The sequence below is a fragment of the Candidatus Omnitrophota bacterium genome (genome assembly GCA_028716245.1).
GTDB lineage: Bacteria > Omnitrophota > Gorgyraeia > Gygaellales > Profunditerraquicolaceae > UBA6249.
On sequence record JAQUQW010000002.1, the window covers coordinates 247,610 to 271,816 of the forward strand.

A 24,207-nucleotide genomic window follows, 5' to 3' on the forward strand; every position below is an offset into this window, starting at 1 on the left:
ATAGAGGTGAAATTAGGAGGATGGATTTTTTTAATTTTTTCCTGGGGGCTGATTATTGGTTTGACAGTTTTTTGTTTTTTAAAAGTTTTTTCAAAAAACACTCCGCGCTTATAAGGTATTGCGCGGGTATGCCCTTGTGGGCAAGGAGCTAAGATGAAAAAGTTTTTATCGTTAGGTTTGGCATTAACTCTGCTGGTATCAATTTGCGGATGCGCGCCCCTGATTATCGGAGCAGCCGCAGGCAGCCTGGGCGCATACGCGGTAAGCAAGGATACTGTGCAGGGAGATACGGATAAGAATTATGATGCGCTTTGGAGTTCAGCTCTTAGTGTTGCCGGCTCTTATGGCATAATCCAGCAGGAAAATGCCGGTACCGGTTATATTGAATTAGGGGCACAGTCCACTAAAGTTTGGATAAAATTAGTCCGCCTGACTCAGGCGACAACCCGGCTTCGGGTTTCTGCGCGTAAATACCATTTCCCAAACATGGAGCTGGCCCAGGATATTTTTGTTAAGATTATCACGAGTGTAAGATAAGCGGTTTTTCATATTTTTCCCTTTTCTTTTTGGGGAATTTGTGTACAATATAACAAAAGCTCAAAACAATATTTAGCCGAGATAGCTCAGTGGTAGAGCGCGGCCCTGAAAAGGCCGGCGTGGGGGGTCCGATTCCCTCTCTCGGCATTTTTTAGTTTGTAAGGCGAACTTTATTTAAAGTTTGCCTTATTTTTTGGCTATAAAAAGATTAAATTTTCGCACGGCAGCGGTATAATATATTAACGTCAAAAGGATGCGTTTGGGGGTTATGTGAACATCAAGAAAACCATAGCCAGGGAAGGGTTAATTTTGTTGGGAATCGCGGCCTTGGGACTGGCTGTTTATTTTATAAGCAGGCATTTAAATGGTATCTATTTAAGTGAACACTGGGAATCCAGGTTTAAAGTTATACAAAATATGAAATATTCCCTGGTAGGTTATACCCCATATATAAGAATGATGTCTTTTGGTTTAAATATAGCTATATTTGGTTATCCGGTTGTTGCCTTTATCCGCTTTATCCTCTGGGCGGTAAGGACATTGAGAGCGAAATGAAGAAGAAACTAAACTGTTGGGAATATAAAAAATGCGGGCGCCAGCCAGGCGGAGTTAATGTCGCTGAATCTGGCGTATGCCCCGCGGCAGCAGAGAAGAAAGCCAACGGGTTTAATGGCGGGAAGAACGCCGGACGCATCTGTTGGGCGATAGCCTATACGCTATGTGATGAAAAAATTAACAGGACAACTACCGGAAGGTTTAGTAATTGCATGGAGTGTGATTTTTTTAAATTGGTTAGTAAGGAAGAGGGACTTGCTTTCAAAAGCATCCGGGATTTTCTTCCTAAGCTTAAAAAATAAAAAAGCCAATTCTATTTTTTAGAATTGGCTTTTTCTATGTGTAAAACTTATATCTTTTTTACGTTAGTTGCCTGGTCGCCTTTGGGCCCTTGAGTAACCTCAAATTCAACTTCATCGCCTTCTGCCAAAGATTTATATCCATCTCCAACGATAGCGCTGAAGTGAATGAATACATCCTTGCCGTCTTCAGAAGTAACAAAGCCGTAACCTTTCTGATTACTGAACCACTTTACCTTGCCTTTTGCCATTTCTGTTTCTCACCTCCTCCAAGAGTAAAAAAAATCCGCAAAGCAGGGTTAATTTTTGTTCTGCCTTACGGTTTGTCGATAAAACTAATCAATTTCTTTGTTTCTCCTCTTAAAATCTACCTGGTTTTTAATTTACCATGATTTATCAATTTGTCAATCATTTTCTAGTCTTAAGTGAGTGATTGACTATTAGTTAGGAATTGATATAATATTGGACAAATTGCCGATGTAGCTCAGTTGGTAGAGCAGGACTTTCGTAAAGTCAAGGTCGGTGGTTCGATTCCACTCATCGGCTTAATTTCTTTATGGCTAAATTCCGTGAAGTTTTAAAAAATCGTAACTTTTTTTTATTATGGCTTGGGCAGATTATCTCCCAGATGGGGGATAGGCTGGGGCAAATGGCTTTGATTGGGTTTGTTTACCTGCGTTCGCCCGGCTCAACACTGCAGATTGCCAAAATCCTGTCTTTTACCATCATTCCGGTATTCCTTATCGGGCCTTTAGCCGGGGTTTATGTGGATCGTTGGGACAGGCGCAAGACAATGTATATCTGCGACTTCCTGCGCAGCCTGTTGGTTTTAGCCATCCCCTTGTTCTTATTTTACGCTAAGAACTTAACCTTGATTTACCTGCTTATTTTTATCGCTTTTTCTATCGGCAGATTTTTTGTACCGGCGAAACTCTCCATTATTCCGGATTTAGTGGATAATAAAGACTTGTTGGTTGCTAACACTCTGATTAACACTTCCGGGATGATTGCGGCGGTCTTGGGGTTTGGAATAAGCGGGGTGCTGGTAGAGAAACTTGGGGCCAAAAGCGGTTTTTATCTGAACTCCCTGACTTTTCTGGTTTCGGCGGCATTTATTTTTCTGATCTCCAAGAAATTTACCGCGGCGCCAAGCTTTGAGGAGGTAGGCAAAGAGATCGTTGAGGTAATCAGGAAATCCGTTTTTCAGGAGATCAAAGAGGGCATTCTTTATTTTATCCATACCAAGGATATCCGTTTTACCGCCGCGATTATCTTTGCGCTTTGGTCGGCATTAGGCTCGGTTTATGTAGTGATCATTGTTTTTGTGCAAAAGACTTTGCATTCGGCAACCAAGGACCTGGGGCTCTTGGTGATGTTTTTGGGGATCGGTTTATTCCTGGGTTCTTTGGTTTATGGAAAATTCGGACAGCGTATTTCGCATTACAAAATAATTTTTGTTTCCCTGGTCCTCAGTGGTATAATGTTAACCATCTTTGCCCTGGGAATACATTATTTTCCTAATTTTCTCCTGGCCGCGCTTCTGGCTTTAGGCTTGGGATTAATTGTTTCTCCGATAATGATCGCCTCTAATACCATTATCCATAATGTCAGTGACAATGAAATGCTGGGCAAGATTTTCAGTTCTCTTGAGATAGTCATGCACCTGGGTTTTATTTTATTCATGTTTATCAGCAGTATCCTTGCCGAAAAGTTTTCGCCCTTATTAATCCTGGTTATTGTCGGTTCCCTGCTAAGCTTACTGGGTTTAGTAAGCTTATTTTTTAATCGAAAGGTGGCATGGTTAGATTAGCGGAAAACAAACATTATTCAGAAAATAAGGCAATTGAAAAATTGCCGCTTCCTCAAAAGGTATACCTTCCTTTAATCCAGCATCTGGGAAAAATCTGTAATCCTGAAGTAAAAGCCGGTGATACGGTTAGCCTTGGGCAGAGAATTGCCAGTGTCGCAGCCCATGTCTATGCGCCGATCCATGCTTCGCTATCCGGAAAGGTGATCGCTATACAGGATTGGCCGCACCCTGTTTTGGGCCGGGCTAAGGCAGTGGTTATCGAAGGGGATGGCCGGGATGATCAATCGCTATTTGGCCTAAAAGGGCAGCAAGAGGTAGATAAGCTTGCTCCGCAAGATATTCGCAAAATTGTTTTAGATGCCGGGATCGTGGGCATGGGCGGGGCAAGCTTTCCTACGCATATAAAACTTAATCCCCCGCAGCCGGTAGATACCCTGATTATTAATGGCGCGGAGTGCGAGCCGTATTTAACCGCGGATGCCCGGTTAATGGTTGAGAAGACCGCGGAAATATCCTTAGGCATTAATTTGGCCGCCAAGTGTTTGGGGGTGCAAAAAATTTATATTGGAATAGAGGCAAATAAACCTGAAGCTATAGAGGCTTTCTCCAAAATCTCAGGGATTAAGATTAAGGTCCTCAAGCCGGAGTATCCTCAAGGCGGAGAGAAACAATTAATTCAGAATATATTAGGCAAGGAGATTCCCCGCGGCAAGCTGCCTTTTGATATCGGGGTTGTGGTTCAAAATGTAGCTACGGTTTACGCGATTTATGAGGCGGTTTATCAAGGCAAGCCTTTGATTGAACGGATCGTCACGGTTACGGGAAGCTGTGTGCAAAACCCCAAGAACCTGCTGGTGCGTTTAGGCACACCGATAAAGAATTTGATTGAATTTTGCGGTCCGCTAAAAAAGGAGCCGGCAAAAATTATTATCGGCGGGCCGATGATGGGTATTGCCCAGTATACGGATGAGGTGCCCATAATCAAATCCAGCGGCGGCTTATTGCTGATGAATAAAAAAGAGGCCAAAGTTTTAGAGGAGGATCCTTGTATCCGCTGCGCGGCCTGCGTTCGCGGCTGCCCGGTGGGATTAATGCCTTGCCAGATTAATCTGGCTTCCGAGAAAACACTTTGGAATTTAGCTAAAGAGTATGGAGCCCTTGATTGCATCGAATGCGGCATCTGTAATTTTGTCTGCCCTTCCAACCGCAGGTTATTGCAGACGATTAAAAGGGCAAAGTTAGAGGTAATCAAATAAGATGAAAGAAATGGCCCGTTACGGTTTTATTCTGGCGCTTATTTGTACAATTGCCGCGGGGTTATTAGCCGCAGCTAACGCCCTTACTCGGCCTAAGATCCTTGCTCAAGCCATATTAGAAGAACAGTCAGCGCTTAAAGAGGTGATGCCGGCTGCAGCCAGGTTTACGGCAGTTAAGCCTGATGTGGAGAAGCAAACTTTGTATTATAAGGCATTCGATAGCCAGGATAAGCTGATCGGTTTTGTTTTTAAGGCCAGTGGAAAAGGTTATTCCAGTGTTGTTGAGACCTTGGCCGGAATTTTTCTGGATGATAAAATCAGCGCTATAAAAGTCATTTCGCAAAATGAGACTCCGGGCTTAGGGGTGCGGGTAACTGAAAATAAATTTACCGGCCAATTTAATAACCGCAATAGCCTGGATTTATCCGGGGTGCAGGCAATTACCGGAGCAACGGTTTCCAGCCGCGCGATAATGGATTCAGTGATGAAAAAGGCGCGGGAAATAAAAGAGTTGATAAAAAATGAAAGATAAACTTATAGTTTCAGGCTCTCCACATATCCATAAGGAAGAATCCATCTCCCGGATTATGTGGACAGTGGTGGCTAGTGTTATCCCTGCCGGAATCGCGGGTATAATTATATTTGGATTAGATGCTTTATGGGTAACCTTAGTCGCGGTTGCCACCGCAATATTAACCGAATTGGCATTTGAGATATGGACCAAGAGGAAGATTACGATTTTTGACGGTTCGGCTGTAATTACCGGAATACTCTTAGCCTACAATCTTCCGCCGAATGTACCCTTGTGGCTGCCGATAGTCGGGGCGGTATTTTCAATCGCCATTGGTAAACAGGTCTTTGGCGGTATCGGCCAGAATATTTTTAACCCGGCATTAGTGGGCAGGGTTTTTCTGATGGCCTCCTGGCCAAAATATATGACCACTTTTGCCAAACCGTTTAGCTGCGATGCCGTAACCGGCGCTACTCCTTTGGCGTTGCTTAAAGAAGGTAAGCTGTTGGAACATATCTCATATCTGGATTTGTTTCTGGGCAAGCGCGGCGGATGTATCGGTGAAGTTTGTATTTTGGCGCTGTTGATTGGCGCCGCATTTCTTTTCATCCGGGGTTATATTACCTGGCATATACCGGCAACTTATATTTTTACTACCGCCGCCTTTACCTATATTTTTGGAGCCCCGCAGCTTTTTCACGGCGACTGGCTATTCCATATATTAAGCGGCGGATTGATCCTGGGAGCGTTTTTTATGGCTACCGATTATGTGGCTACTCCGTTGACTGCCAGAGGTCAGCTGATTTTTGGCGTGGGGTGCGGCTTGCTTACGGCGATTATCCGGCTTTGGGGCGGGTATCCTGAAGGGGCTTCATATGCCATATTGATGATGAACGCGGCAACGCCCTTTATTGACCGTTATACCAGAAACAGGATTTACGGGACAAGATGAAAAATTTCATTAAAGATTTTACTAAAGGCATCATCCGGGAGAATCCCACCTTTGTCCTGGTCTTAGGGTTATGCCCGACGCTGGCAGTATCCGTATCCGTAGCTAACGGTATTGGCATGGGGATTGCCGCGACCTTTGTGCTTCTGGGTTCAAGTTTAATTGTTTCATTAGTCAGGGATTTTATTCCCGACAAGATCCGGATACCCTGTTATATCGTCATCATTGCCACCTTTGTTACGATTGCCGAATTATGTATGAAGGCTTACAGCCCGGTATTGGACCGGGCTTTAGGTATTTATGTCCCGCTGATCGTGGTTAACTGTATAGTTTTAGGCCGCGCGGAAGCATTTGCCTGCAAGAACAATTTCAGAAGTTCATTCTGCGACGGTTTAGGAATGGGGGTAGGTTTTACTTTGGCGCTCCTTCTCATTTCAGCGATCCGGGAATTTTTGGGTTCAGGCCAGATATTAGGCCATACCCTGATTAAAGGATTTGAACCGGTATTTGTTTTTGGCATGCCTTCAGGGGCTCTTTTAGTCATTGGTTTATTGCTGGGATTCTTTAATTTTTTAAAAAATAGGAAAACATGAACCTTCAGGAATTTCTGACCATCTTTATTTCCGCGGTATTTATTTATAACGTTATCCTTTCCCGTTTCTTAGGGCTGTGTTCTTTTATCGCTATTTCTAAAGAGACTAAGCCGGCGCTGGCAATGAGTTCGGCGGTAATGTTTGTGATTGTGATGTCCTCTGCGATTACCTGGTTTGTTTACCGTTTCCTGCTTTTGCCGCTTAATCTTAGTTATTTACGCACTATTTCATTTATTTTAGTTATTGCTGCTTTTGTCCAGTTTGTGGAAATGGTGGTGAAAAAGGCCAGCCCGCAGCTTTATCGGGCATTCGGAATTTATCTGCCGTTGATTACCGTCAACTGCGCGGTTTTAGGCGTGGCAGTATTAAATATCGACATGTTTTTTGTAAATGGCAAGGCAGTTGCGGGGAGTTTTTATTATTCTGTTTTCCAGGGAGTATGTGTGGGCTTAGGCTATACTTTAGCCATGCTGTTAATGTCCGGGATAAGGGAGAGGCTGGAGCTTTGCAATATTCCAAAATCCCTAAAGGATTTCCCCCTGGCTTTTATCATTGCTTCAATTTTAAGTTTAAGTTTTATGGGTTTTAGCGGGTTTAAATTTTAATACGATGGAAATCTTAATTGCGATTTTAGTTTTAGGTTCTCTGGGGTTATTGTTTGGCATCGGCCTAGCGATTGCCTCAAAGAAATTAGCAGTCCAGGTAAACCCGAAACTGGAAGAAGTCAGCCACCTGTTACCCGGAGCAAATTGCGGGGCTTGCGGAAATCCCGGATGTTTTGGTTTTGCCGAAAGCCTGCTGGCAGGCAAGACTACTTTAGAAAGCTGCCGGGTTTGCAATGAAGAGGTAAAAGAAAAGATTGCCAAGATCCTGGGACTTGCACTTGAAAAACAAACTAAAAAGATTGCTACTTTACATTGTAACGGCGGTATAAGAGTTAAAGATAAATATTTGTATAATGGCGTTGATGATTGTATTGCCGCAAACCTGGTTTTAGGCGGGCAGAAGTCATGCGTTTATGCTTGTCTTGGTTTTGGCACCTGCGTAAAGGCCTGTCCGTTTGGGGCCATCACGATGTCAGCTGAAAAATTACCGGTAGTGGATAAAGTTAAATGCCGCTCTTGTAATAAATGCGTACTGGTTTGCCCAAAGAAATTATTTTCACTGGTATCGGTAACCTATGCTGTTTATGTTGCCTGTAGTTCGCATGATTTAGGCAGGGATGTTAAAAGCGTCTGTCCTGTGGGTTGTATCGCCTGTAAATTATGCGAGAAGACCTGCAGGTTTGATGCTATCCATGTCATCGATAACCTGGCGGTCATCGATTACCATAAATGCACTTCCTGTAAAGAGTGTGTTCCAGTTTGCCCCACTAAAACAATAAGGATAAGAGAATGAGCAAGTCCGGGGTAAATTTAGCGATATTCGCTTCCGGTTTCGGGAGTAATTTTTCGGCAATTATTAAAGCGGTAAAGCAGAATGAGATTAAGGCGAAGTTGGTAATTTTGGTTTGTGATCAACCTGAGGCTTTGGTGATTAAGCGGGCGCAAAAAGCTAAAGTCCGGATAGTTCTGATCAGGCGCGAAGATTTTACCAGCCGCGCTGATTTTGAAGAAGCGATAATCCAAAGATTAAGAAACTACAAGATAGATTTAATTGCCTTGGCCGGGTTTATGCGCATACTTAGCGCCTCTTTTGTAAAGCTTTACCATAACCGCATCATGAATATCCACCCGTCGTTGCTTCCTGATTTTAAGGGGGCTTGTGCGATAAAAGATGCTTTTAACCATAAAGCGGCCTCAACCGGGGTTACGGTGCATTTTGTTGACGAGGAAGTGGATAACGGGCCGATTATCCTGCAGCAGGAAGTAGCCATAACCAAGAATGATACCTTGGTTTCGCTTGAGAAGAAAATCCATTCCGTGGAGCACAAGCTTTATCCCGAGGCAATCAGGTTATTTATCAGCGGTAAAATAAAGCCTATTCCTTAGAATCGGCAAATACCGCTTTTTGGTTAAGGATGGCCCTTGTTCCGGTTGCCAAATTCGTCATTTCCGCAAGGATAAAATCCTTAAATCCATAGGTATTCAAAGTATAGGCAGCTATCTTCAAGACTTCTTTATCAATATCCGCGTTTTTTTCAACTTCCGGTTTTTGAAATTTTAATTTTATCCGGCCCTGAATCTGATTAGCGATGAATTCTTCCAAAGTTATCTCCCGGTAATCCAGGTGGTTACCCTCTTTATCGCCGATAATTTGCGCTGAAATTGCCGTATCCTGGACAATGCGGTGCTGGTATTCGCTCTGGGAAATCAGCCCGTAGGATAGTTTTTTCAAATCCATTAAATAAAAAACCTGTTTTATCTCCAAGCCGTTTTTGATATCCGCGGTAACAATGCAGAAAAATAAAGGCTTGTCCTTTTTTGAGTTATCCATGCTAAAAAGCACCCTGCGGATAACCTGCAGCACATCAAAGATTTTTTCATTAACGGATTTATCTATTGCTATCTCCTGTTGTTTTTCCTTCTCCGCGGTGGGCTTAATAAGATAATTTACTTTTAAAATTTTTTCATTAAGAGAGTTCTTTTGGTCTTCTAATAAGAACCTTTCGATGTACTTCTCCGGTTTGGCGGGTTTAGAGACCATATCTTCAAGCGGCAGATATACCCAAAGAGTGTTGCCGGCCAGCCGGGTTGAGAGATCAAGTTTGTATTCTTTTTTGCAGATATCTTTAACTGCCTGAGTTATGTCTTCTTTTAAAAATGAGGGGCTGACTGAGGAGTTACAGGCGGATAAGAATAAGACAAAAGGAAGGATCTTAAGGCCGGCTTTTACCAAACTCTTTGAAAATAGCTTCGATTTCATCATAGTTAAGTTCGCCTTTTGCCACCAGTTCCTTGGCCAGCCGGTCCATGAGGGGTTCTTCTTTTTTAAGCAGTTTGGTTACTTCTTCAAGGCAGGTATTTAATATATCTTGGACATCAGCATCAAGCTTGGCTTTAATATCTTCAGATATTTTATCAACAATCTCCCAGTTGCCCAGGAACCCGCTTTTGCCCATACCGCAAACCCAGACCATATTGTGGGCATGGTGCATGGCGCTGGAGAAGTCTCCATATACGCCGCTGGTTGTCGCGTTATATTTAATTTTTTCAGCAGCGTAGGAACCCACGCTGATTTTTATTTTAGCCAGCAGGTCATTGGAATCTTCGATGAAAATATCTTCTCTTTCCGGGATCCAGGTTGCCCCGCCGGTTGGCCCGCGCGGAGTAATGGTAATTTTAAAGACATCTTTAGAAGGAGCGAGTATATAGGTGACGATGGCATGTCCTGCTTCATGATAGGCGGTTTGCCATTTTTCCTTTTCGCTTAACCTAACCCGGCGTTTTATACCTAGGGCGATCCTTTCCCGCGCTTCGTCGATTTCTTTCATCGAAACCAATGGATTTTGATTGCGCACGGTAATTAAGGCTGCTTCGTGCACGATGTTGGCGATATCTGCCGGGCTCTGGCCCACAGTAATCCGCGCCAGCCGGTCAATTTTTACATCCTGGGCGTTATATTTTATGTTCCTCAGGTAATAGGCAAAAAGTTTAGCGCGGTCCTCAAGGTTTGGTTTATCCACGATGATCTTGCGGTCAAACCTTCCCGGCCTAAGCAGCGCCGGGTCAAGGTAGGTTTCCAGGGCGTTGGTAGCGCCGATTAAAATAATATTATAATCTTTATCTTTTAGGCCATCCATTTCCACCAGCAGTTGGTTTAAAGTAGTATTATGTTCGGTAGTCCCGCCAAACCCGCGGTCCATAGAGCGCTGCGCGCCGATGGCATCGATTTCATCGATAAAAATGATACAGCCGCCTTCAAGCTCGGCCAGCTGCTGGGCCCTTTTAAAAAGAGAACGCACGCGGCCGGCGCCTACGCCGACAAACATTTCCACAAATTCCGAACCGGACATGGAAATAAAAGGAAGCTTTGTTTCCGTGGCGATTGCCTTGGCCAGGTAAGTTTTTCCGCAGCCCGGGGGCCCCAGCATAAGGATGCCTTTTAGGATTTTTCCTCCGATACGCTGGAGGCTGACGCGGTCGGTAATCAGCTTAACCACTTCCAGGGCTTCTTGTTTGGCTTCATCCATTCCGATAACATCATTCCAGGTAATGCCGATATTGGCTCCGGCAACGGATTTTTTGCTGGTTTGGGAAAATGAAGAAGCCCCGCGTTTAAAATAGAGCCAATACATTAAATACGTGTAAACAAAGCCGAAGATCAGGGCCATGATAATTTGCAAGTATAACTGCAGCGGGATCATCGCTAGCTGTGATTGCCTCAGGTAGGATTCGGATTCATTCCAGGCGCGCAGCCCGATAACCACAAGGCTAACCAAAGATATGGTTAGGGCGGCCAGGAAACCAAAAAGTACGGCTTTTAACCAATGCAGCTTTACGTAAAATCTAAGTTTTTTCCAATTCATAATCGCTCCATTTTTTGATACGAGTACTTAAAAAATAACATATCCGCTACCTTAAGTCAAACCTTTTCTTGACTTAAGAATTTTTGAAGGTATAATTATTGAGTTGTTAAATTTTCTAAAACTTATTGTTAAGGAGAAACTAGCATGGCAAAGATCAAAAAAGTTCTGGCACGGCAAATCCTGGATTCGCGCGGTAATCCCACGGTTGAGGTAGATTGCCTTCTGACAAACGGTATTTTAGGCCGCGCCGCGGTTCCCTCCGGAGCTTCTACCGGAGATAATGAGGCTTTGGAATTAAGGGATAATGATAAGACCAGGTATTTAGGTAAGGGGGTATTAAAAGCAGTTGCTAATGTGAATACCATAATCAATCCCGCGATCAAAGGCCAGACAGCGGATTTTGCCAAGATCGATAAGCTTTTGATTAAACTGGATGGTACGGAATTTAAATCCAAACTCGGAGCAAATGCCATTCTAGGGGTTTCTATGGCAGTGGCTAAGGCCGCCGCGCTTGCTAAGAAGCAGCCTCTTTATAGATTTTTAGGCAAAGATAAGGCAAAAATCTTACCGATCCCGTTAATGAACATTTTAAACGGCGGTATGCACGCTGATAACAACCTGGATATCCAGGAGTTCATGATTATGCCCCAAGGCGCTCCCACTTTTTCCGATGCCCTGCGCCTGGCAACCGAGGTTTTTCATAATCTAAAATCAATCCTTAAATCTAAAAAACTTTCCACATCCGTCGGAGATGAGGGCGGTTTTGCTCCCAGCCTTAATTCCAATGAAGAGGCGTTAAGCTTAATCATCGAGGCGATAAAAAAAGCCGGGTATGTCCCCGGCCGCGATATTTCTTTAGCCTTGGATTGCGCTGCCAGTTCTTTCTGCAAAGACGGCAAATATACCTTTGAAGGCTCGGTGAAAACTTCCGCGGATTTAATCGCTATTTATGAAGGATGGCTTTTGAAATACCCTATTTTGTCTATCGAAGACGGGCTCTCCGAGCATGATTGGAGCGGCTGGCAGGAGATGACCAAAAGAATCGGCGCTAAAGTACAGCTGGTGGGGGATGATATTTTTGTGACTAATCCCAAGATATTCAAAAAAGGGATTGCGGAAAATATAGGCAATGCTATACTGATTAAGGTTAATCAGATTGGCACGCTTTCGGAAACGCTTGAGACAATCGCGATTGCCAAAAAGAATAAATATAACGCTATAATTTCGCATCGTTCCGGCGAGACCGAAGACACAACTATCGCCCAGCTGGCGGTAGCCACCGGCGTGGGCCAGATAAAAACCGGTTCTTTGTCCCGCACCGACAGGATCTGTAAATATAACGAGCTCTTAAGGATTGAAGAGGAGCTGGGTAAAAAAGCAATTTACGCGGGGAAGACTTGGAAGAGATAAATGCTCTCCACGCTGAGAAGGTCATTTTGGCTTTTTGGGTTCGCAGTTTTGCTGCTGGTTTTATTCCTGCCGGGTTATACAAAGCTGCAGGAATCAAGGATTAAGAATCGCAAGCTGGAAGAGAATTTCCGCAAGATGGCAGTTGAAAACTACCTTTTGCAGGAAGAGCTCAAGCGGATTGAAAATGATCCGGTTTATCAGGAAAAGATCGCCCGGGATAAGATGGGCGTGGTAAGAAAAGGGGAGATCCCGATTAAGATCTTCTCCGAGAAGAAAAGATAAAGTCTCGCTTTTTTAAAGCGATCAATGGTATAATATAGTTGTTCTTTAAAAAGTTTCGCGGGGTGGAGCAGCCTGGTAGCTCGCAAGGCTCAATTTTGGGCTCTTCAGCCGGTAACGGTTGAAGGATAACCTGTCAAATTCGGTGAAGCCTTAATTTGCAAAGGTAATACCGAGCCAAGTTCGCCAATATTTGTGGTGAAAAGGTGTAGAGACTAAACGGCAGGGGCCCGCCATAGGATTTTGGCGGGTCAAGATATAGTCCAGACTACGAATCCACTATTTGTGGAGCAGCGTAAGCTGAAGTAGCAAGCATAACCTTGAGGTCGTCCGTTCAAATCGGGCCCCCGCAACCAACTAAACCCGCTTTAAAGAGCGGGTTTTTTTGTTATTATTTTTTAAATGAAGATGGTATAATTAAAACCTATGAGCCCGCAGAGAATCTTAAAAACAAAAATCGGAGAGATGTTAATCGAGCGCGGTTTGATATCCAAAGAACAGCTGTCTACGGCATTAGCGCAGCAGAGAGAAAAAGGCGGCTACCTCAGTCAGCATCTTATAGCGTTAGGTTTTGTAAGCGAGGTACATATAGCTGAGTGCCTTGCCAGCCAATATGGTTTTGCGTATCTGCCCTTAGACAGGTATCAGATTTCCCCCCAAACGTTAAAAATTATACCATTTAAATTAATTAATATTTATTCACTCCTTCCGATAGAGAAAGCAGGGAATTCTTTAGATGTAGTTATGGCTGACCCGTTGAATGAAGGTGTTATCGATATGCTTAAACATATCAGCGGCTGCGATATCGAAGTTTTTATCAGCACATACAGCCAGATAAGGCAGGCAATAGATACTTATTTTCATGCTGAAATGCAAGATACCAGCCTGGGCAGGCTTGATGCGGTGGAATTGATCAAGGAGGATATGCTTGAGTCATTCATCCAGGTTAAAGATTACGGCAGTGGCAGGGAAAAGAGGAGATATAAGAGGAAGGATGTAGACCTGGATATGGTCTATTTCTTGCAAAACAAAAGTTATAAAGCAAAAATAAAAAATATCAGCTACGGCGGGCTTTTGTTTACCTGCGAATTATTTATACCTATAGAAAAAAATATCTACACAAATATTGTCTGTAGGATCCTTACGCAGAATGTGGATATCAGCGCCGTAGTCCAGGTGATCAGGGTGGAAAAAACAGGGGAAACCCAGTATAGCATCGCAGGTTTTTTTAATTTCATCACCGATGACGACAGGATGAAACTTACATTATTGCTGCAGCAGTAAATAAACATTCCTTTACTGCCTTTTAATATTAGTGATATAATTTGGTTAAAGTTATCCGGGCTTTTTTATGGAATTAACAGGAGGCCTGACAGGCTTTTTGAAATGATTAATAGAAGGAATTATGTACGTTATATTATGGAGGTAAAGGTATCTGTTAAGAGTGAAGGAGACGCTTCCAAAACCATGGTCGGAGAGGTATTGGATCTTAGCTCTATAGGATGGGGGGCCATTTTTAAAGAAAGTATTGCCATAAATACCATTATTCAGTTTGATTTAACCTCAAATTTTTTAGATGAGCATCTGGAAGGCAAGGCTAAAATCGTCCACGTGAGCCAGCAGAGAGAATCCGGCGGTAAAGGTTTCAGGATAGGCGTGGAGTTTATCCAAGTCGATAAAGGGATTGTTTCCAGATTTATCAGCGAGAAACAAAGAATAGCCCGGCAGGAGCAAATAAGGGTACTGGAGGTAGAAAGAAAAAAGCAGCAATCGCAAGGTTCAGATATCGGGCCTTTCTAGCTGCGGGTAGCATATAAATAAAAGAATCGCTTAGCAGGGAGAGAAGGATGAGAAAAGCCCTTGTTTTATTGTGTTTAGGATTAATCGGATGCGCAACATCTGCAAAGGAAACGCCGGTAGTTCCGGTATTTAGTGAAATGGAGATGGATAAGATTATTTCCACTTTTAGCGAAACAATAAAAAACAATCCCAACTATACCGGGGCTTATTACAACAGAGCAATGGCTTATTTTCATAAAAATAACTATGCGCAATGCTGGCAGGATGTCCACAAAGCAGAATCATTGGGTTTGAAATTTAGCGCTAATTTTCTAGCATCATTGAGAAAATCTTCGGGAAGGCAAGAGTAAATCCCTCCGATGGACGTAGACAAGCCGAAAGAAGCAATGAGAAAGAATAATTTATATATATTTACGGATGAAGCGGGTAGTTTTAAGTCATTCTCCGCGGATAAGCTAAAAAGCCTGTATTTGCCGCTTTGTAACCAAGTTTTAATGTCATCCATTTCTCCGGATTTACACGGAGATATAAAAAGCGGCCAGAACAGCTTTCTGCTTGAACCGGTTTCTCGGATCAACCTTTCTCTCTCCAGGGCCTCAAGGAATTTTTGGGTCTATATCAATCAAGATAAAATCTGGTCGGCTACCGGTGTTTCTAAAAACCAAAAGCAGCTCCAGCAGGATAAATTTTGGCTGGAGGCCGGCCAGCTTTGGCAGCGGATCAGCCGGGAAAATAAAAATATCGGATTAAAATCCTCAATTTTGTCTTTTGTACCCGCAGGCCCTGATGCGCTGGAGGTAATGCAGGTTACCCTTACCAATATCAGCAAAAAAAAGATCAGCTTTATTCCTTACGCGGCGATACCTTTATACTGCCGCAGTGCCGATAATTTACGGGATCACCGGCATGTAACTTCGCTGCTTACCAGAATTAAAGAAGAGAAGTATGGGATTAAAGTCAAGCCAACATTGCTTTTTGATGAATCCGGCCATAAGCCGAATCATACGGTTTATTTTGCGGCCGCTTGCGATAATCAGGAAAGACCGCCGCGGTATATTTACCCTACTCAGGAGAGCTTCTGCGGCGAGTCCGGGGACCTGGAAGCTCCGGAAGCTGTTTTTAAAAACAAGCTTCCTCGGAAAATATCGATTCAAGGTAGAGAGCCGATGGCCGCACTGCGTTTTACCGAAGTCACTTTGTCTCCCGGAGCCCAGGCAACTTACATTATTGTTATGGGGCTCAGCCAGAAGGACTCTAATCTAAGCTCCCTGATAAAAAAATTTGGCCAAAGCGCCAAAGTAGCCGCGCATTTTGAAAAAACTAAAAATTTCTGGCAGGGGCAGTCCAAGCTCCTGGATATTTCCAGCGGCAATAAACATTTCGACAATTGGTTGCGCTGGGTAAATATTCAGCCGGTGTTGCGAAAAATATTCGGCTGTTCATTTTTGCCGGATTTTGATTATGGAAAAGGCGGCCGGGGATGGCGCGACCTCTGGCAGGATTGCCTGGGGCTTATTTTAAATAACCCGCAGTCAGTGCGGCAGCTTTTAATCGATAATTTTTACGGGGTCAAGATCGATGGCTCTAACGCCACGATTATCGGCAAAAAACCGGGTGAGTTCATCGCCGACCGTAATAATATCAGCCGGGTGTGGATGGACCACGGAGTCTGGCCTTTGCTCACCCTGGATCTGTACATTCAGGAAACCGGGGACCTGGGAATCCTATTCGAATACGCGGCTTATTTCAGGAACCATCAAATAAACCGCGGCCGGGATATCGATTACCAATGGAACGCCTCCTATGGTCAACAACTAAAGACAAAATCCGGGAAAATTTATCAGGGTACTATTTTAGAGCATTTGCTGGTGCAGAACCTGGCGCAGTTTTATAATGTCGGCGCGCACAACCATGTCCGGTTGGAAGGCGCGGATTGGAATGACGGCCTGGATATGGCCAAAGAGAACGGAGAAAGCGCGGTCTTTTCTTCGATGTACGCGCAGAATCTTTCGACTTTAGCGCGACTGGCGCTTAAATGCGGCGCAAAAAGCCTGGAGGTTGCCGAAGAGTTAAAAATTTTATTTACTGATTTTGATTATCAAAACATAGCGCAGAAACACAAGATACTGGAAAAATATTTTTCTAAAACTAAAGAAAATATTTCCGGCAAAAAAATCCGCCTGGAGGCGGTTGTATTGAGCCGCCTCTTAAACAAAAAATCCCTTTGGATGAGGAAACATATTCAGAAGAGCGAGTGGTTGAAAGAAGGGTTTTTTAACGGATATTACGATAATTGTAAAAGGAAGGTGGATGGTAAAAGAGGAAATCTCTTGCGGATGACTTTGACCTCCCAGGTGTTCCCGATTATGAGCGGCGTAGCCAGCCCCGGGCAGATCAAGAAAATTTTAGCCAATGTTTACCGGTATTTATATGATGAACCTGTTGGGGGAATTCGTTTGAATACCGATTTTAAGAAAGAGCAGCATGATTTAGGCCGGGCATTTTCTTTTGCTTACGGAGATAAGGAAAATGGCGCGGTGTTTAGCCATATGGTAGTGATGTTTGCCTATGCCTTATATAAACAGAGTTATTCTCAAGAAGGATGGAGGGTTTTAAGTTCGCTATATAAAATGGCAGCCAATACCGCACGCAGCAAGATCTATCCCTGTCTGCCGGAATATTTTGACCTTAGCGGCCGGGGGATGTACAGCTATCTTACCGGTTCAGCCAGTTGGTTTATGCTTACTTTACTTACCCAGTCATTTGGAATCAGGGGGTTTGATGGGGATCTGCTTATTGAACCAAAGCTTTCCGCTGAACAATTTAAATCCGTTGATAAATTAAGCATCAGCCGTGTTTTTGCCGCAAGAAAGCTAAAAATAGTTTTCCTGAATCCTAAACGCCTGGGAGCGGGGAAATACCGCATCAAGCGTTTCCTGCTCAACGCGGAACAGTTACCGATCGAAGAAACCAGCCGGATAGTTGTGTCCAGAGAAGTTATTACCAGCTTACCGAAAGAAAAGCTTAATATAATTCAAGTACATCTAGGTTAATATGTACGCGGGTCCTGCCGATGACTGTTTTTCGGCCACCTGAAGTGGCCGCAAATCCAGTCATCGTCACCCGCTAATGGTATCCTGATACAATATTTTTGCTTTACAAGATATGCTAATGCCGTTATAATGTTTTCCGTTATCAATTTATTAAAAAGGAAAATAGATGAAAAATAAAGTCTTAAAATTGGGTTTACCTAAGGGCAGCCTTCAGGAATCTACTTTTAGGATGCTCAAGAAGGCCGGATTTAACGTCAACCTTCCCAGTTCGCGTTCTTATATCCCGTCGATAGATGATGTCGAAATCCAGGCAACTTTACTGCGGGCACAGGAGATGTCGCGCTATGTCCAGGACGGAGCTCTTGATTGCGGGATTACCGGCAACGACTGGATTCTTGAGAATAAATCCGATGTCGTCAGGATCGCGGATTTAACTTATTCCAAACAGAGCTTAAATAAAGTCCGGTGGGTTTTAGCCGTGCCGCAGGATTCCGGGATAAAAAAAGTCAAAGATTTAAACGGAAAGCGGGTGGCAACCGAATTGGTCAATGTCGCCAAAGATTATTTCCGGAAAAATAAAGTTAAAGTAGAGGTGGAGTTTAGCTGGGGGGCAACGGAGGTCAAGGTCAGCGCGGGTTTAGTTGATGCCATCGTTGAACTTACCGAAACCGGCAGTTCCCTGAGAGCCAATAAATTAATCGAGATTGCCACCCTTTGCGAATCGATCACCCAGTTTATCGCCAATAAGAGCGCTTACCAGGACAGTTGGAAGAAGGCCAAAATGGAACAGATTGCCCTGCTTTTAAAAGGGGCAATTGCCGCTGAAGAAAAAGTCGGCTTAAAGATGAATGTAAAAAAAGAAAATCTTAAAGCAGTCTTAGCCAGGCTTCCGGCATTAAAAAAACCCACAATTTCCGGCTTAAGTGATGACGGTTGGTTTGCCATCGAGACAATTATCGACGAGAAAGTTGTCCGGGTGCTTATTCCCGCGTTAAAAGCGGCGGGTGCCTGCGGGATCATTGAATATCCGTTGAATAAGGTTATTTACTAATCATAAGGAGATGTAGTTATGCCTTGCGGAAAGAAAAGAAAGAGACAGAAGATCAAAACCCATAAGCGTAAGAAATTACGCCGTCGTCTTCGTCACTTGAAGAAAAGAGCTTGGGGTGGTAAAGGTTAAATATCTTATCAGTGTAATCTGCCTTTGTCTTGCATTGGCCCTAACGGCATATCCTGTAGGCGCCTCAAATACAGATAGCGATGAAGCCAGGAGTTTAAGCCACTATATCCTGGGGGTTTATTATGACGACCTGGGAGATTTAGACAAGGCGATCCAAGAATATAAGAAAGCCCTTGCAGCCGACCCCAACAGCGCTTTATTACATTTAAATCTGGCATCAGTTTTCATTAAGAAGGACAAGACGGCTCTGGCAATTGAGCAGCTTAAGCAGTCTATCGGGCTTGCTCCCGAAGCCATTGAGCCGCATGTGATATTGGCGCTGGTTTACGCGGCGCAAAATAAAGCGGATCTGGCTACCCAGGAATATACGCTGGCGCTTAAAAACGCCGCTAGACTCCAACCCAAGAACATTGAAATTTACAAAAGCTTAGGCGTAATTTACCTGCAGCAAAAGAAATTAAAGGAAGCGGAAGGGATTTTTAAATTGATTGCGGGTATGGATCCGGCGGACCCGCAGGCGCATTTTTATTTAGGCAGTATTTATTTTGATTTAAAGGACAATCCTTCCGCAGAAAAAGAGCTTAATACCGCGTTAAAATTAAAGCCGGATTATCATGAAGCCCTGAATTTCCTGGGTTATTTTTATCTGGAACAGGATAAAAATATTAACCGGGCAGGCCAGCTGATCAGGAAGGCTTTGGTTTCTGAGCCGGAGAACGGCGCTTATATTGACAGCCTGGGATGGTTTTATTTCAAAAAAGGCAAGTTTAAAGACGCGCTGCGTGAATTGGAAAAAGCAGCTTCCTTGTTAAGCGACCCGACGATCTATGATCATCTGGGGGATACTTACCTTAAGCTCGGTGACCGCAACAACGCAAAATTAAACTGGGAGAAATCCCTGAAATTAGATTCTACGCAGGAAAATATAAAATCAAAACTGCTTAAGCTCACCAATAATGGCAAATAAACAATTAACCATCGAGGAGTTAGAAGCCAAAGCCAAAGTAACCCGGCGTTTAATTATTCAAATGCTGGCCAAGGCCGGCTCAGGGCATCCCGGAGGCAGCCTCTCAGCCGTGGATTTGATTACCGCGCTATATTTTAATGTTTTACGTTTTAATCCCCGCGATCCGCAATGGCCGGACCGCGACCGTTTCCATATGTCTAAAGGCCACTGCTGCCCGCTTTGGTATGCGGTATTGGCCCAAGCCGGTTACTTTGCGGAAGAAAAATTATTTACTTTGCGGCAATTAGGTTCAATTCTTCAGGGGCATCCTGATCGTAAAACACCGGGTGTTGAATCGGCATCCGGTTCTCTTGGCCAGGGGCTTTCGATTGCTTTAGGGATGAGCCTGGCCGCAAAAATAGATAAAAAAGATTACCGGGTTTATGTTTTATTGGGCGACGGAGAAATTCAGGAGGGCAATATCTGGGAGGCAGCGATGGCTTGCGGGCATTTTGGCTGCAGCAATATTTGCGCTATCCTGGATGCCAACGGCTGCCAGATCGACGGAAGATGCGAGGATATCATGGGCCTGGAGCCTTTGGCGGCTAAATGGCAGGCATTCGGCTGGCATGTCCTGGAGATCAACGGCCATGATATGCGCCAGATTTTAGCGGCTTATGAAGAGGCCAAAACAATCAAAGATAAACCGACAATAATTATTGCCCGCACGGTTAAAGGTAAAGGTGTATCTTTTATGGAAGGGGTAATTGGTTTTCATGGCCGGGCGCCTACTCCGGAAGAGGCCCAGAGGGCCTTAAAGGAATTAGCATAATGTCAGAGCAACTTTATCAGCGGGATATTTACGGCCAGATCCTAGTTAAGCTGGGTTCATTGAATAAAGATATTGTGGTTTTGGATGCCGATCTCTCCAGTTCTACCCGCACCAATCTTTTTGCCAAGCAATTTCCGGATAGATTTTTTAATCTTGGAGTAGCTGAACAGAATATGATGGCAACCGCGGCGGGATTAGCCAGCTGCGGCAAGACGGTTTTTGTTTCCACCTTTGCCGTATTTGCTTCCGGCCGCGCCTGGGATCAGGTAAGATTAGCCATAAGTTACAATAATTTTAATGTTAAGATTGTCGCCACCCACGCCGGCATTACCGTTGGACCGGATGGGGCCAGCCATCAGGCTTTAGAGGATATCGCTTTAATGCGCGCCCTGCCGAACATGAATATTATCGTCCCCTGCGACGGGCCCCAGACATCTGACGCGGTGGAGACCGCGGCAAATCATCCTGGGCCTTTTTATGTCCGTTTAGGCAGGTCCAAAGTTGCCACCATCGAGAATAAGGGTGAATTTAAATTTGGCCAAGCCCAGCTAATTTCTGAGGGCAATGATGTGGCTATCATTGCCTGCGGGATTATGGTTTCGGAGGCGTCTTTGGCGGTAAAGAATTTAGCTCAGAAAGGCATAAAAGCGCGCCTGATCAATATGCATTCCATCCGGCCCCTGGATAATGAAGTTATCCTTAAAGCGGCAAAAGAAACCAAGCTGATTATTGCTTGTGAAGAGCATAATATTATTGGAAGTTTGGCTTCTAGCATAGATGAGGTCGTGGCTGAGAATTTTCCGGTGAAGGTGATCCGCGTAGGCATACGTAATCGTTTTGGCCAATCGGGTGAGCCGCAAGAACTTCTAAAAGAATATAACTTGAGCAGTTCGGATATTGAGAAAGCGGTCCTGGCTAATATATAAAAACATAGGCGGCGGAAAAACAGAACCGTCCCCTAGTTTTAAATGAGCACTCTTATTGCCGTTGGTTATTAAATCCTTCGCTAAGTTAAATCTTTATCTGCAAATCCTGAATAAACGCAAGGATAATTTCCATAATTTAAATACTTTATTTTGCCGGATTGATTTAGCCGACACGCTGATCTTTAAAAAGCGCCAAGACGACTTAATTAAAATCAGGTGTAAGAATCCGGGTGTGCCTTCTGATAAAACCAATCTTTGCTGGCGCGCCGCTGAATTACTAAAGCGGGAATTAGATGTAGATTTTGGAATAGATATTGAGATTAGAAAGCGAATACCGGTTGGCGCGGGTTTAGGCGGGGGTTCTTCCAATGCTGCCGGTGTCCTTTTGGGGTTAAACCGGTATTGGAACCTGAATTTACCCAAGGCAAGGCTGGTAAAATTAGGGGCTAAAATAGGCAGCGATGTTCCGTTCTTTCTCTATGATACAAAGTTTGCTTTAGGAAGCCGGCGCGGAGATAAAATTAAACCGCTAACTTCTTTAGGTAAACTCAAGCTTTGGTTTATACTGGTTTATCCCAAAATCAAGGTTTCTACGCCTTGGATTTATCAGAAATTTGATGCTTTTTCTGGATTGACAAGGAGGCGGTGTAATGTTAAAATGTTGACTTCTGAGTTGCGGCAAAAAGGCAAGGGGATGAATGCCCAATGCCTTGTCAACGACTTAGAGATTGTTACCGCTAGCCTTTATCCTGTAGTTAACCAGGTTAAAAAAGCGTTTTCCGGCATAGGGTTAGAAAAAATAATGATGTCCGGAAGCGGGCCGGCAGTATTCGCGCTCTGTAATGGCCGCAAACAGGCTGGAGATTTATGCAGGAAATTAGCTAAAGCGCATAAATCCTGGCAAGTTTTTGTAAGTTCTACGGTTTAACAATCAGGAGGTAGGCGATGGAGGCCACTGAAATCAGGGTGATATTAAAGGATTCTCCGGATAAGAAATTGAAAGCGTATGCCACGGTTACTTTTGATAATGTTTTTGTGGTCAGGGATATTAAGGTGATCGAGGGCAGCGCGGGTTTATTTATTGCCATGCCTTCCCGTAAAGTAAAGCACTCTTGTCCTAAATGCGCCTTTAAAAATGAATTACGCAGTAAATATTGTAACCAGTGCGCCGCTCCTTTGCCGGTTGAAACCAACCTGCAACGCGGTGAAGAGATACCCAGCAGCCAGGCCGAGCATAAAGATATCGCCCATCCGATAACGCAGTCGTTTCGGGAAAATTTGCAGAAAAAAGTTTTAGAGGCTTATGTTCAAGAGAAAGACAAGGTGCATTCCGGTTCTGCCTTGGAGTAATTTTGGGACGTCGTCCAATGGTAGGACATCAGAATTTGGGTCTGACTATCATGGTTCGAATCCATGCGTCCCAGTGATAATATTAGGGGGACGTCCTCTGTGGGGACACCCCTTGCAGGAGGAAGATTTAATTTAGTTAGTAATATAATGGTTACGGTGTGATAGGGTGTCCCCTTGAGGGACGTCCCCCTTGAATATGAAAAAAGAGATTGCGGTAATAATTTTAGCGGCAGGCAAAAGCACGCGGATGAAATCCGAACTGCCCAAGGTATTGCACCCGCTTTGCGGCAGGCCGATGCTGGGTTATGTTTTGGATTTAGTCGCCGGCTTAAAACCAAAACAGGTGGTCGCGGTTTTAGGGTATAAGCATGATCTGGTGCGCAAAATTATCCCTAAAGGGATTAAAATCGCTATCCAGAAGAAACTTAGCGGAACAGCCGACGCGGTCAAAGCGGGGCTGTCGGCTTTAAAAGGTTTTAAAGGCACCGTACTTGTCCTTTACGGAGACAGTCCTCTCCTAAAAAAGGAGACGTTGAAGAAACTCCTGGATTACCATTTAGAGAATGATGTCGATGCCACCTTATTAACCGCAAAACTCAAAAAGCCCTTTGGGTACGGCCGGATTATGCGCGATAAATATTCCAGCATCTGCGGCATCGTCGAAGAAAAAGACGCCGATGAAGTGCAGAAAGATATTAAAGAAATCAATACCGGTATTATGGTTTTTAAAAAAGACAGCTTAGCCGGCAATTTAAAATACATCCGGCCGAATAACCGCAAAAAAGAATATTATTTAACCGACATAATCGAAATTTTAGCTAAAAAAGATTGTCTGGTTGACGGGGTAAGGGCCGAAGACGCCCAGGAAGCTTTGGGGATCAATACCCGCGCGGAATTGACTAAGGCCAATTCCCTTATGCAAAAAACCATTAATGATAAATTAATGCACAGCGGCGTGACTATTTTGGATCCGGCGTCCACCTTTATCAATTTCGGCACTAAAATCGGCATGGATACGGTGATTTATCCCTTTACAGTAATTGAAAGGGGTGTTAAAATTGGGAAGCGTTGTTCAGTAGGCCCTTTCGCGCACCTGCGTGAAGATGTCTCTCTTGGTGATAATGTGAGAGTCGGCAATTTTATTGAAGTGGTGCGTGCCAAAATCGGCGCTAAAACATTCGTTAAACACTTTTCTTATATCGGAGACAGTTCTGTCGGCTCCAGCGTTAATATCGGAGCAGGGACGGTTACGGCTAACTTTGACGGCCTCAAGAAAAATTACACGGTTATTGAGGATAATGTTAGTATTGGTTCAGATACCGTGATTGTTGCTCCGGTAAAAATCGGTAAATTCGCCATTACCGGCGCCGGCTCGGTAATTACTAAGAATATCCCGCAGAGGTCTGTTGCGGTAGGGGTTCCGGCCAGAATTTTAAAGAAACGGGGGAGGTAG

The 24,207-nt window shown here is 44.1% G+C and carries 27 protein-coding genes and 3 tRNA genes; 27 read left to right on the forward strand and 3 right to left on the reverse strand.

Annotated features, from left to right (window positions below):
• Window positions 1–153: 153 nt before the first annotated feature.
• From PHG87_04745 to PHG87_04760, 4 genes are all read left to right on the forward strand, one after another.
• A complete protein-coding gene (locus PHG87_04745; GenBank protein ID MDD5477496.1) occupies window positions 154–537 on the forward strand; it encodes a hypothetical protein in 384 nt (127 codons plus the stop codon).
• Window positions 538–612: 75 nt separating this feature from the next.
• Window positions 613–684 (forward strand) — tRNA-Phe (locus PHG87_04750).
• A 123-nt stretch (window positions 685–807) separates the two neighbouring features.
• Entirely contained in the window at window positions 808–1,092 is a 285-nt protein-coding gene (locus tag PHG87_04755; protein ID MDD5477497.1) for a hypothetical protein, read from the forward strand.
• Window positions 1,089–1,394 (forward strand): hypothetical protein, encoded by a 306-nt coding sequence (locus PHG87_04760; protein ID MDD5477498.1) that lies wholly within the window; start codon window positions 1,089–1,091, stop codon window positions 1,392–1,394. Before PHG87_04755 ends, PHG87_04760 begins: the two co-directional genes overlap by 4 nt.
• 47 nt (window positions 1,395–1,441) lie before the next feature.
• On the opposite strand, the gene PHG87_04765 is transcribed toward PHG87_04760, so the two are convergent.
• Complete coding sequence (locus PHG87_04765) at window positions 1,442–1,642, reverse strand: cold-shock protein (protein MDD5477499.1); 201 nt, start codon at window positions 1,640–1,642, stop codon at window positions 1,442–1,444.
• A gap of 222 nt (window positions 1,643–1,864) precedes the next feature.
• Here PHG87_04765 and PHG87_04770 point away from each other — a divergent pair.
• From PHG87_04770 to purN, 9 genes are all read left to right on the forward strand, one after another.
• Window positions 1,865–1,937, forward strand: a tRNA-Thr gene (locus tag PHG87_04770).
• Between the two features lie 10 nt (window positions 1,938–1,947).
• Entirely contained in the window at window positions 1,948–3,201 is a 1,254-nt protein-coding gene (locus PHG87_04775) for an MFS transporter (protein MDD5477500.1), read from the forward strand.
• Entirely contained in the window at window positions 3,189–4,457 is a 1,269-nt protein-coding gene (gene rsxC, locus PHG87_04780; GenBank protein ID MDD5477501.1) for an electron transport complex subunit RsxC, read from the forward strand. Before PHG87_04775 ends, rsxC begins: the two co-directional genes overlap by 13 nt.
• A gap of 1 nt (window position 4,458) precedes the next feature.
• Complete coding sequence (locus tag PHG87_04785) at window positions 4,459–4,989, forward strand: FMN-binding protein (protein MDD5477502.1); 531 nt, start codon at window positions 4,459–4,461, stop codon at window positions 4,987–4,989.
• Window positions 4,979–5,920, forward strand: a complete 942-nt coding sequence (locus tag PHG87_04790; GenBank protein ID MDD5477503.1) for an RnfABCDGE type electron transport complex subunit D — start codon at window positions 4,979–4,981, stop codon at window positions 5,918–5,920. Before PHG87_04785 ends, PHG87_04790 begins: the two co-directional genes overlap by 11 nt.
• Complete coding sequence (locus tag PHG87_04795) at window positions 5,917–6,510, forward strand: electron transport complex subunit E (GenBank protein ID MDD5477504.1); 594 nt, start codon at window positions 5,917–5,919, stop codon at window positions 6,508–6,510. Before PHG87_04790 ends, PHG87_04795 begins: the two co-directional genes overlap by 4 nt.
• The gene (locus tag PHG87_04800; protein MDD5477505.1) at window positions 6,507–7,115 is read left to right on the forward strand and encodes an RnfABCDGE type electron transport complex subunit A; all 609 of its coding nucleotides are present in this window, start codon (window positions 6,507–6,509) and stop codon (window positions 7,113–7,115) included. Before PHG87_04795 ends, PHG87_04800 begins: the two co-directional genes overlap by 4 nt.
• A 4-nt stretch (window positions 7,116–7,119) precedes the next feature.
• A complete protein-coding gene (locus PHG87_04805) occupies window positions 7,120–7,908 on the forward strand; it encodes an RnfABCDGE type electron transport complex subunit B (GenBank protein ID MDD5477506.1) in 789 nt (262 codons plus the stop codon).
• The gene (gene purN / locus PHG87_04810; protein ID MDD5477507.1) at window positions 7,905–8,501 is read left to right on the forward strand and encodes a phosphoribosylglycinamide formyltransferase; all 597 of its coding nucleotides are present in this window, start codon (window positions 7,905–7,907) and stop codon (window positions 8,499–8,501) included. The genes PHG87_04805 and purN overlap by 4 nt, the downstream gene beginning before the upstream one ends.
• Here the strand turns inward: purN and PHG87_04815 are convergent.
• On the reverse strand, window positions 8,491–9,378 hold the full coding sequence (locus PHG87_04815) for a hypothetical protein (GenBank protein MDD5477508.1): 888 nt from the start codon (window positions 9,376–9,378) through the stop codon (window positions 8,491–8,493). The genes purN and PHG87_04815 overlap by 11 nt on opposite strands.
• The gene (locus PHG87_04820; protein MDD5477509.1) at window positions 9,329–10,978 is read right to left on the reverse strand and encodes an AAA family ATPase; all 1,650 of its coding nucleotides are present in this window, start codon (window positions 10,976–10,978) and stop codon (window positions 9,329–9,331) included. Before PHG87_04820 ends, PHG87_04815 begins: the two co-directional genes overlap by 50 nt.
• Before the next feature lie 144 nt (window positions 10,979–11,122).
• Between PHG87_04820 and eno the strand changes: the two genes are divergently transcribed.
• From eno to PHG87_04890, 14 genes are all read left to right on the forward strand, one after another.
• A complete protein-coding gene (gene eno, locus PHG87_04825; GenBank protein MDD5477510.1) occupies window positions 11,123–12,388 on the forward strand; it encodes a phosphopyruvate hydratase in 1,266 nt (421 codons plus the stop codon).
• Entirely contained in the window at window positions 12,389–12,670 is a 282-nt protein-coding gene (locus PHG87_04830) for a septum formation initiator family protein (GenBank protein ID MDD5477511.1), read from the forward strand. It begins immediately after the preceding gene.
• A gap of 423 nt (window positions 12,671–13,093) precedes the next feature.
• On the forward strand, window positions 13,094–13,951 hold the full coding sequence (locus PHG87_04835) for a PilZ domain-containing protein (protein ID MDD5477512.1): 858 nt from the start codon (window positions 13,094–13,096) through the stop codon (window positions 13,949–13,951).
• A gap of 102 nt (window positions 13,952–14,053) precedes the next feature.
• The gene (locus PHG87_04840) at window positions 14,054–14,467 is read left to right on the forward strand and encodes a PilZ domain-containing protein (protein MDD5477513.1); all 414 of its coding nucleotides are present in this window, start codon (window positions 14,054–14,056) and stop codon (window positions 14,465–14,467) included.
• 47 nt (window positions 14,468–14,514) lie between these two features.
• Window positions 14,515–14,817, forward strand: coding sequence for a hypothetical protein (locus PHG87_04845; protein MDD5477514.1), 303 nt, complete (start codon window positions 14,515–14,517; stop codon window positions 14,815–14,817).
• Between the two features lie 9 nt (window positions 14,818–14,826).
• Entirely contained in the window at window positions 14,827–17,520 is a 2,694-nt protein-coding gene (locus tag PHG87_04850) for a cellobiose phosphorylase (protein MDD5477515.1), read from the forward strand.
• Between the two features lie 166 nt (window positions 17,521–17,686).
• Entirely contained in the window at window positions 17,687–18,571 is an 885-nt protein-coding gene (gene hisG / locus PHG87_04855) for an ATP phosphoribosyltransferase (protein ID MDD5477516.1), read from the forward strand.
• Window positions 18,572–18,686: 115 nt separating this feature from the next.
• Entirely contained in the window at window positions 18,687–19,667 is a 981-nt protein-coding gene (locus tag PHG87_04860) for a tetratricopeptide repeat protein (protein ID MDD5477517.1), read from the forward strand.
• Window positions 19,657–20,478, forward strand: coding sequence for a transketolase (locus tag PHG87_04865; GenBank protein ID MDD5477518.1), 822 nt, complete (start codon window positions 19,657–19,659; stop codon window positions 20,476–20,478). Before PHG87_04860 ends, PHG87_04865 begins: the two co-directional genes overlap by 11 nt.
• Window positions 20,478–21,404, forward strand: a complete 927-nt coding sequence (locus tag PHG87_04870) for a transketolase family protein (protein MDD5477519.1) — start codon at window positions 20,478–20,480, stop codon at window positions 21,402–21,404. Before PHG87_04865 ends, PHG87_04870 begins: the two co-directional genes overlap by 1 nt.
• A 55-nt stretch (window positions 21,405–21,459) precedes the next feature.
• Window positions 21,460–22,332, forward strand: coding sequence for a 4-(cytidine 5'-diphospho)-2-C-methyl-D-erythritol kinase (ispE, locus tag PHG87_04875; GenBank protein ID MDD5477520.1), 873 nt, complete (start codon window positions 21,460–21,462; stop codon window positions 22,330–22,332).
• 17 nt (window positions 22,333–22,349) lie between these two features.
• Entirely contained in the window at window positions 22,350–22,754 is a 405-nt protein-coding gene (locus tag PHG87_04880) for a septation protein SpoVG family protein (GenBank protein MDD5477521.1), read from the forward strand.
• A gap of 3 nt (window positions 22,755–22,757) precedes the next feature.
• Window positions 22,758–22,828 (forward strand) — tRNA-Gln (locus PHG87_04885).
• 122 nt (window positions 22,829–22,950) lie between these two features.
• Window positions 22,951–24,207: an NTP transferase domain-containing protein gene (locus tag PHG87_04890; protein ID MDD5477522.1), complete on the forward strand. Its 1,257-nt coding sequence runs from the start codon at window positions 22,951–22,953 to the stop codon at window positions 24,205–24,207.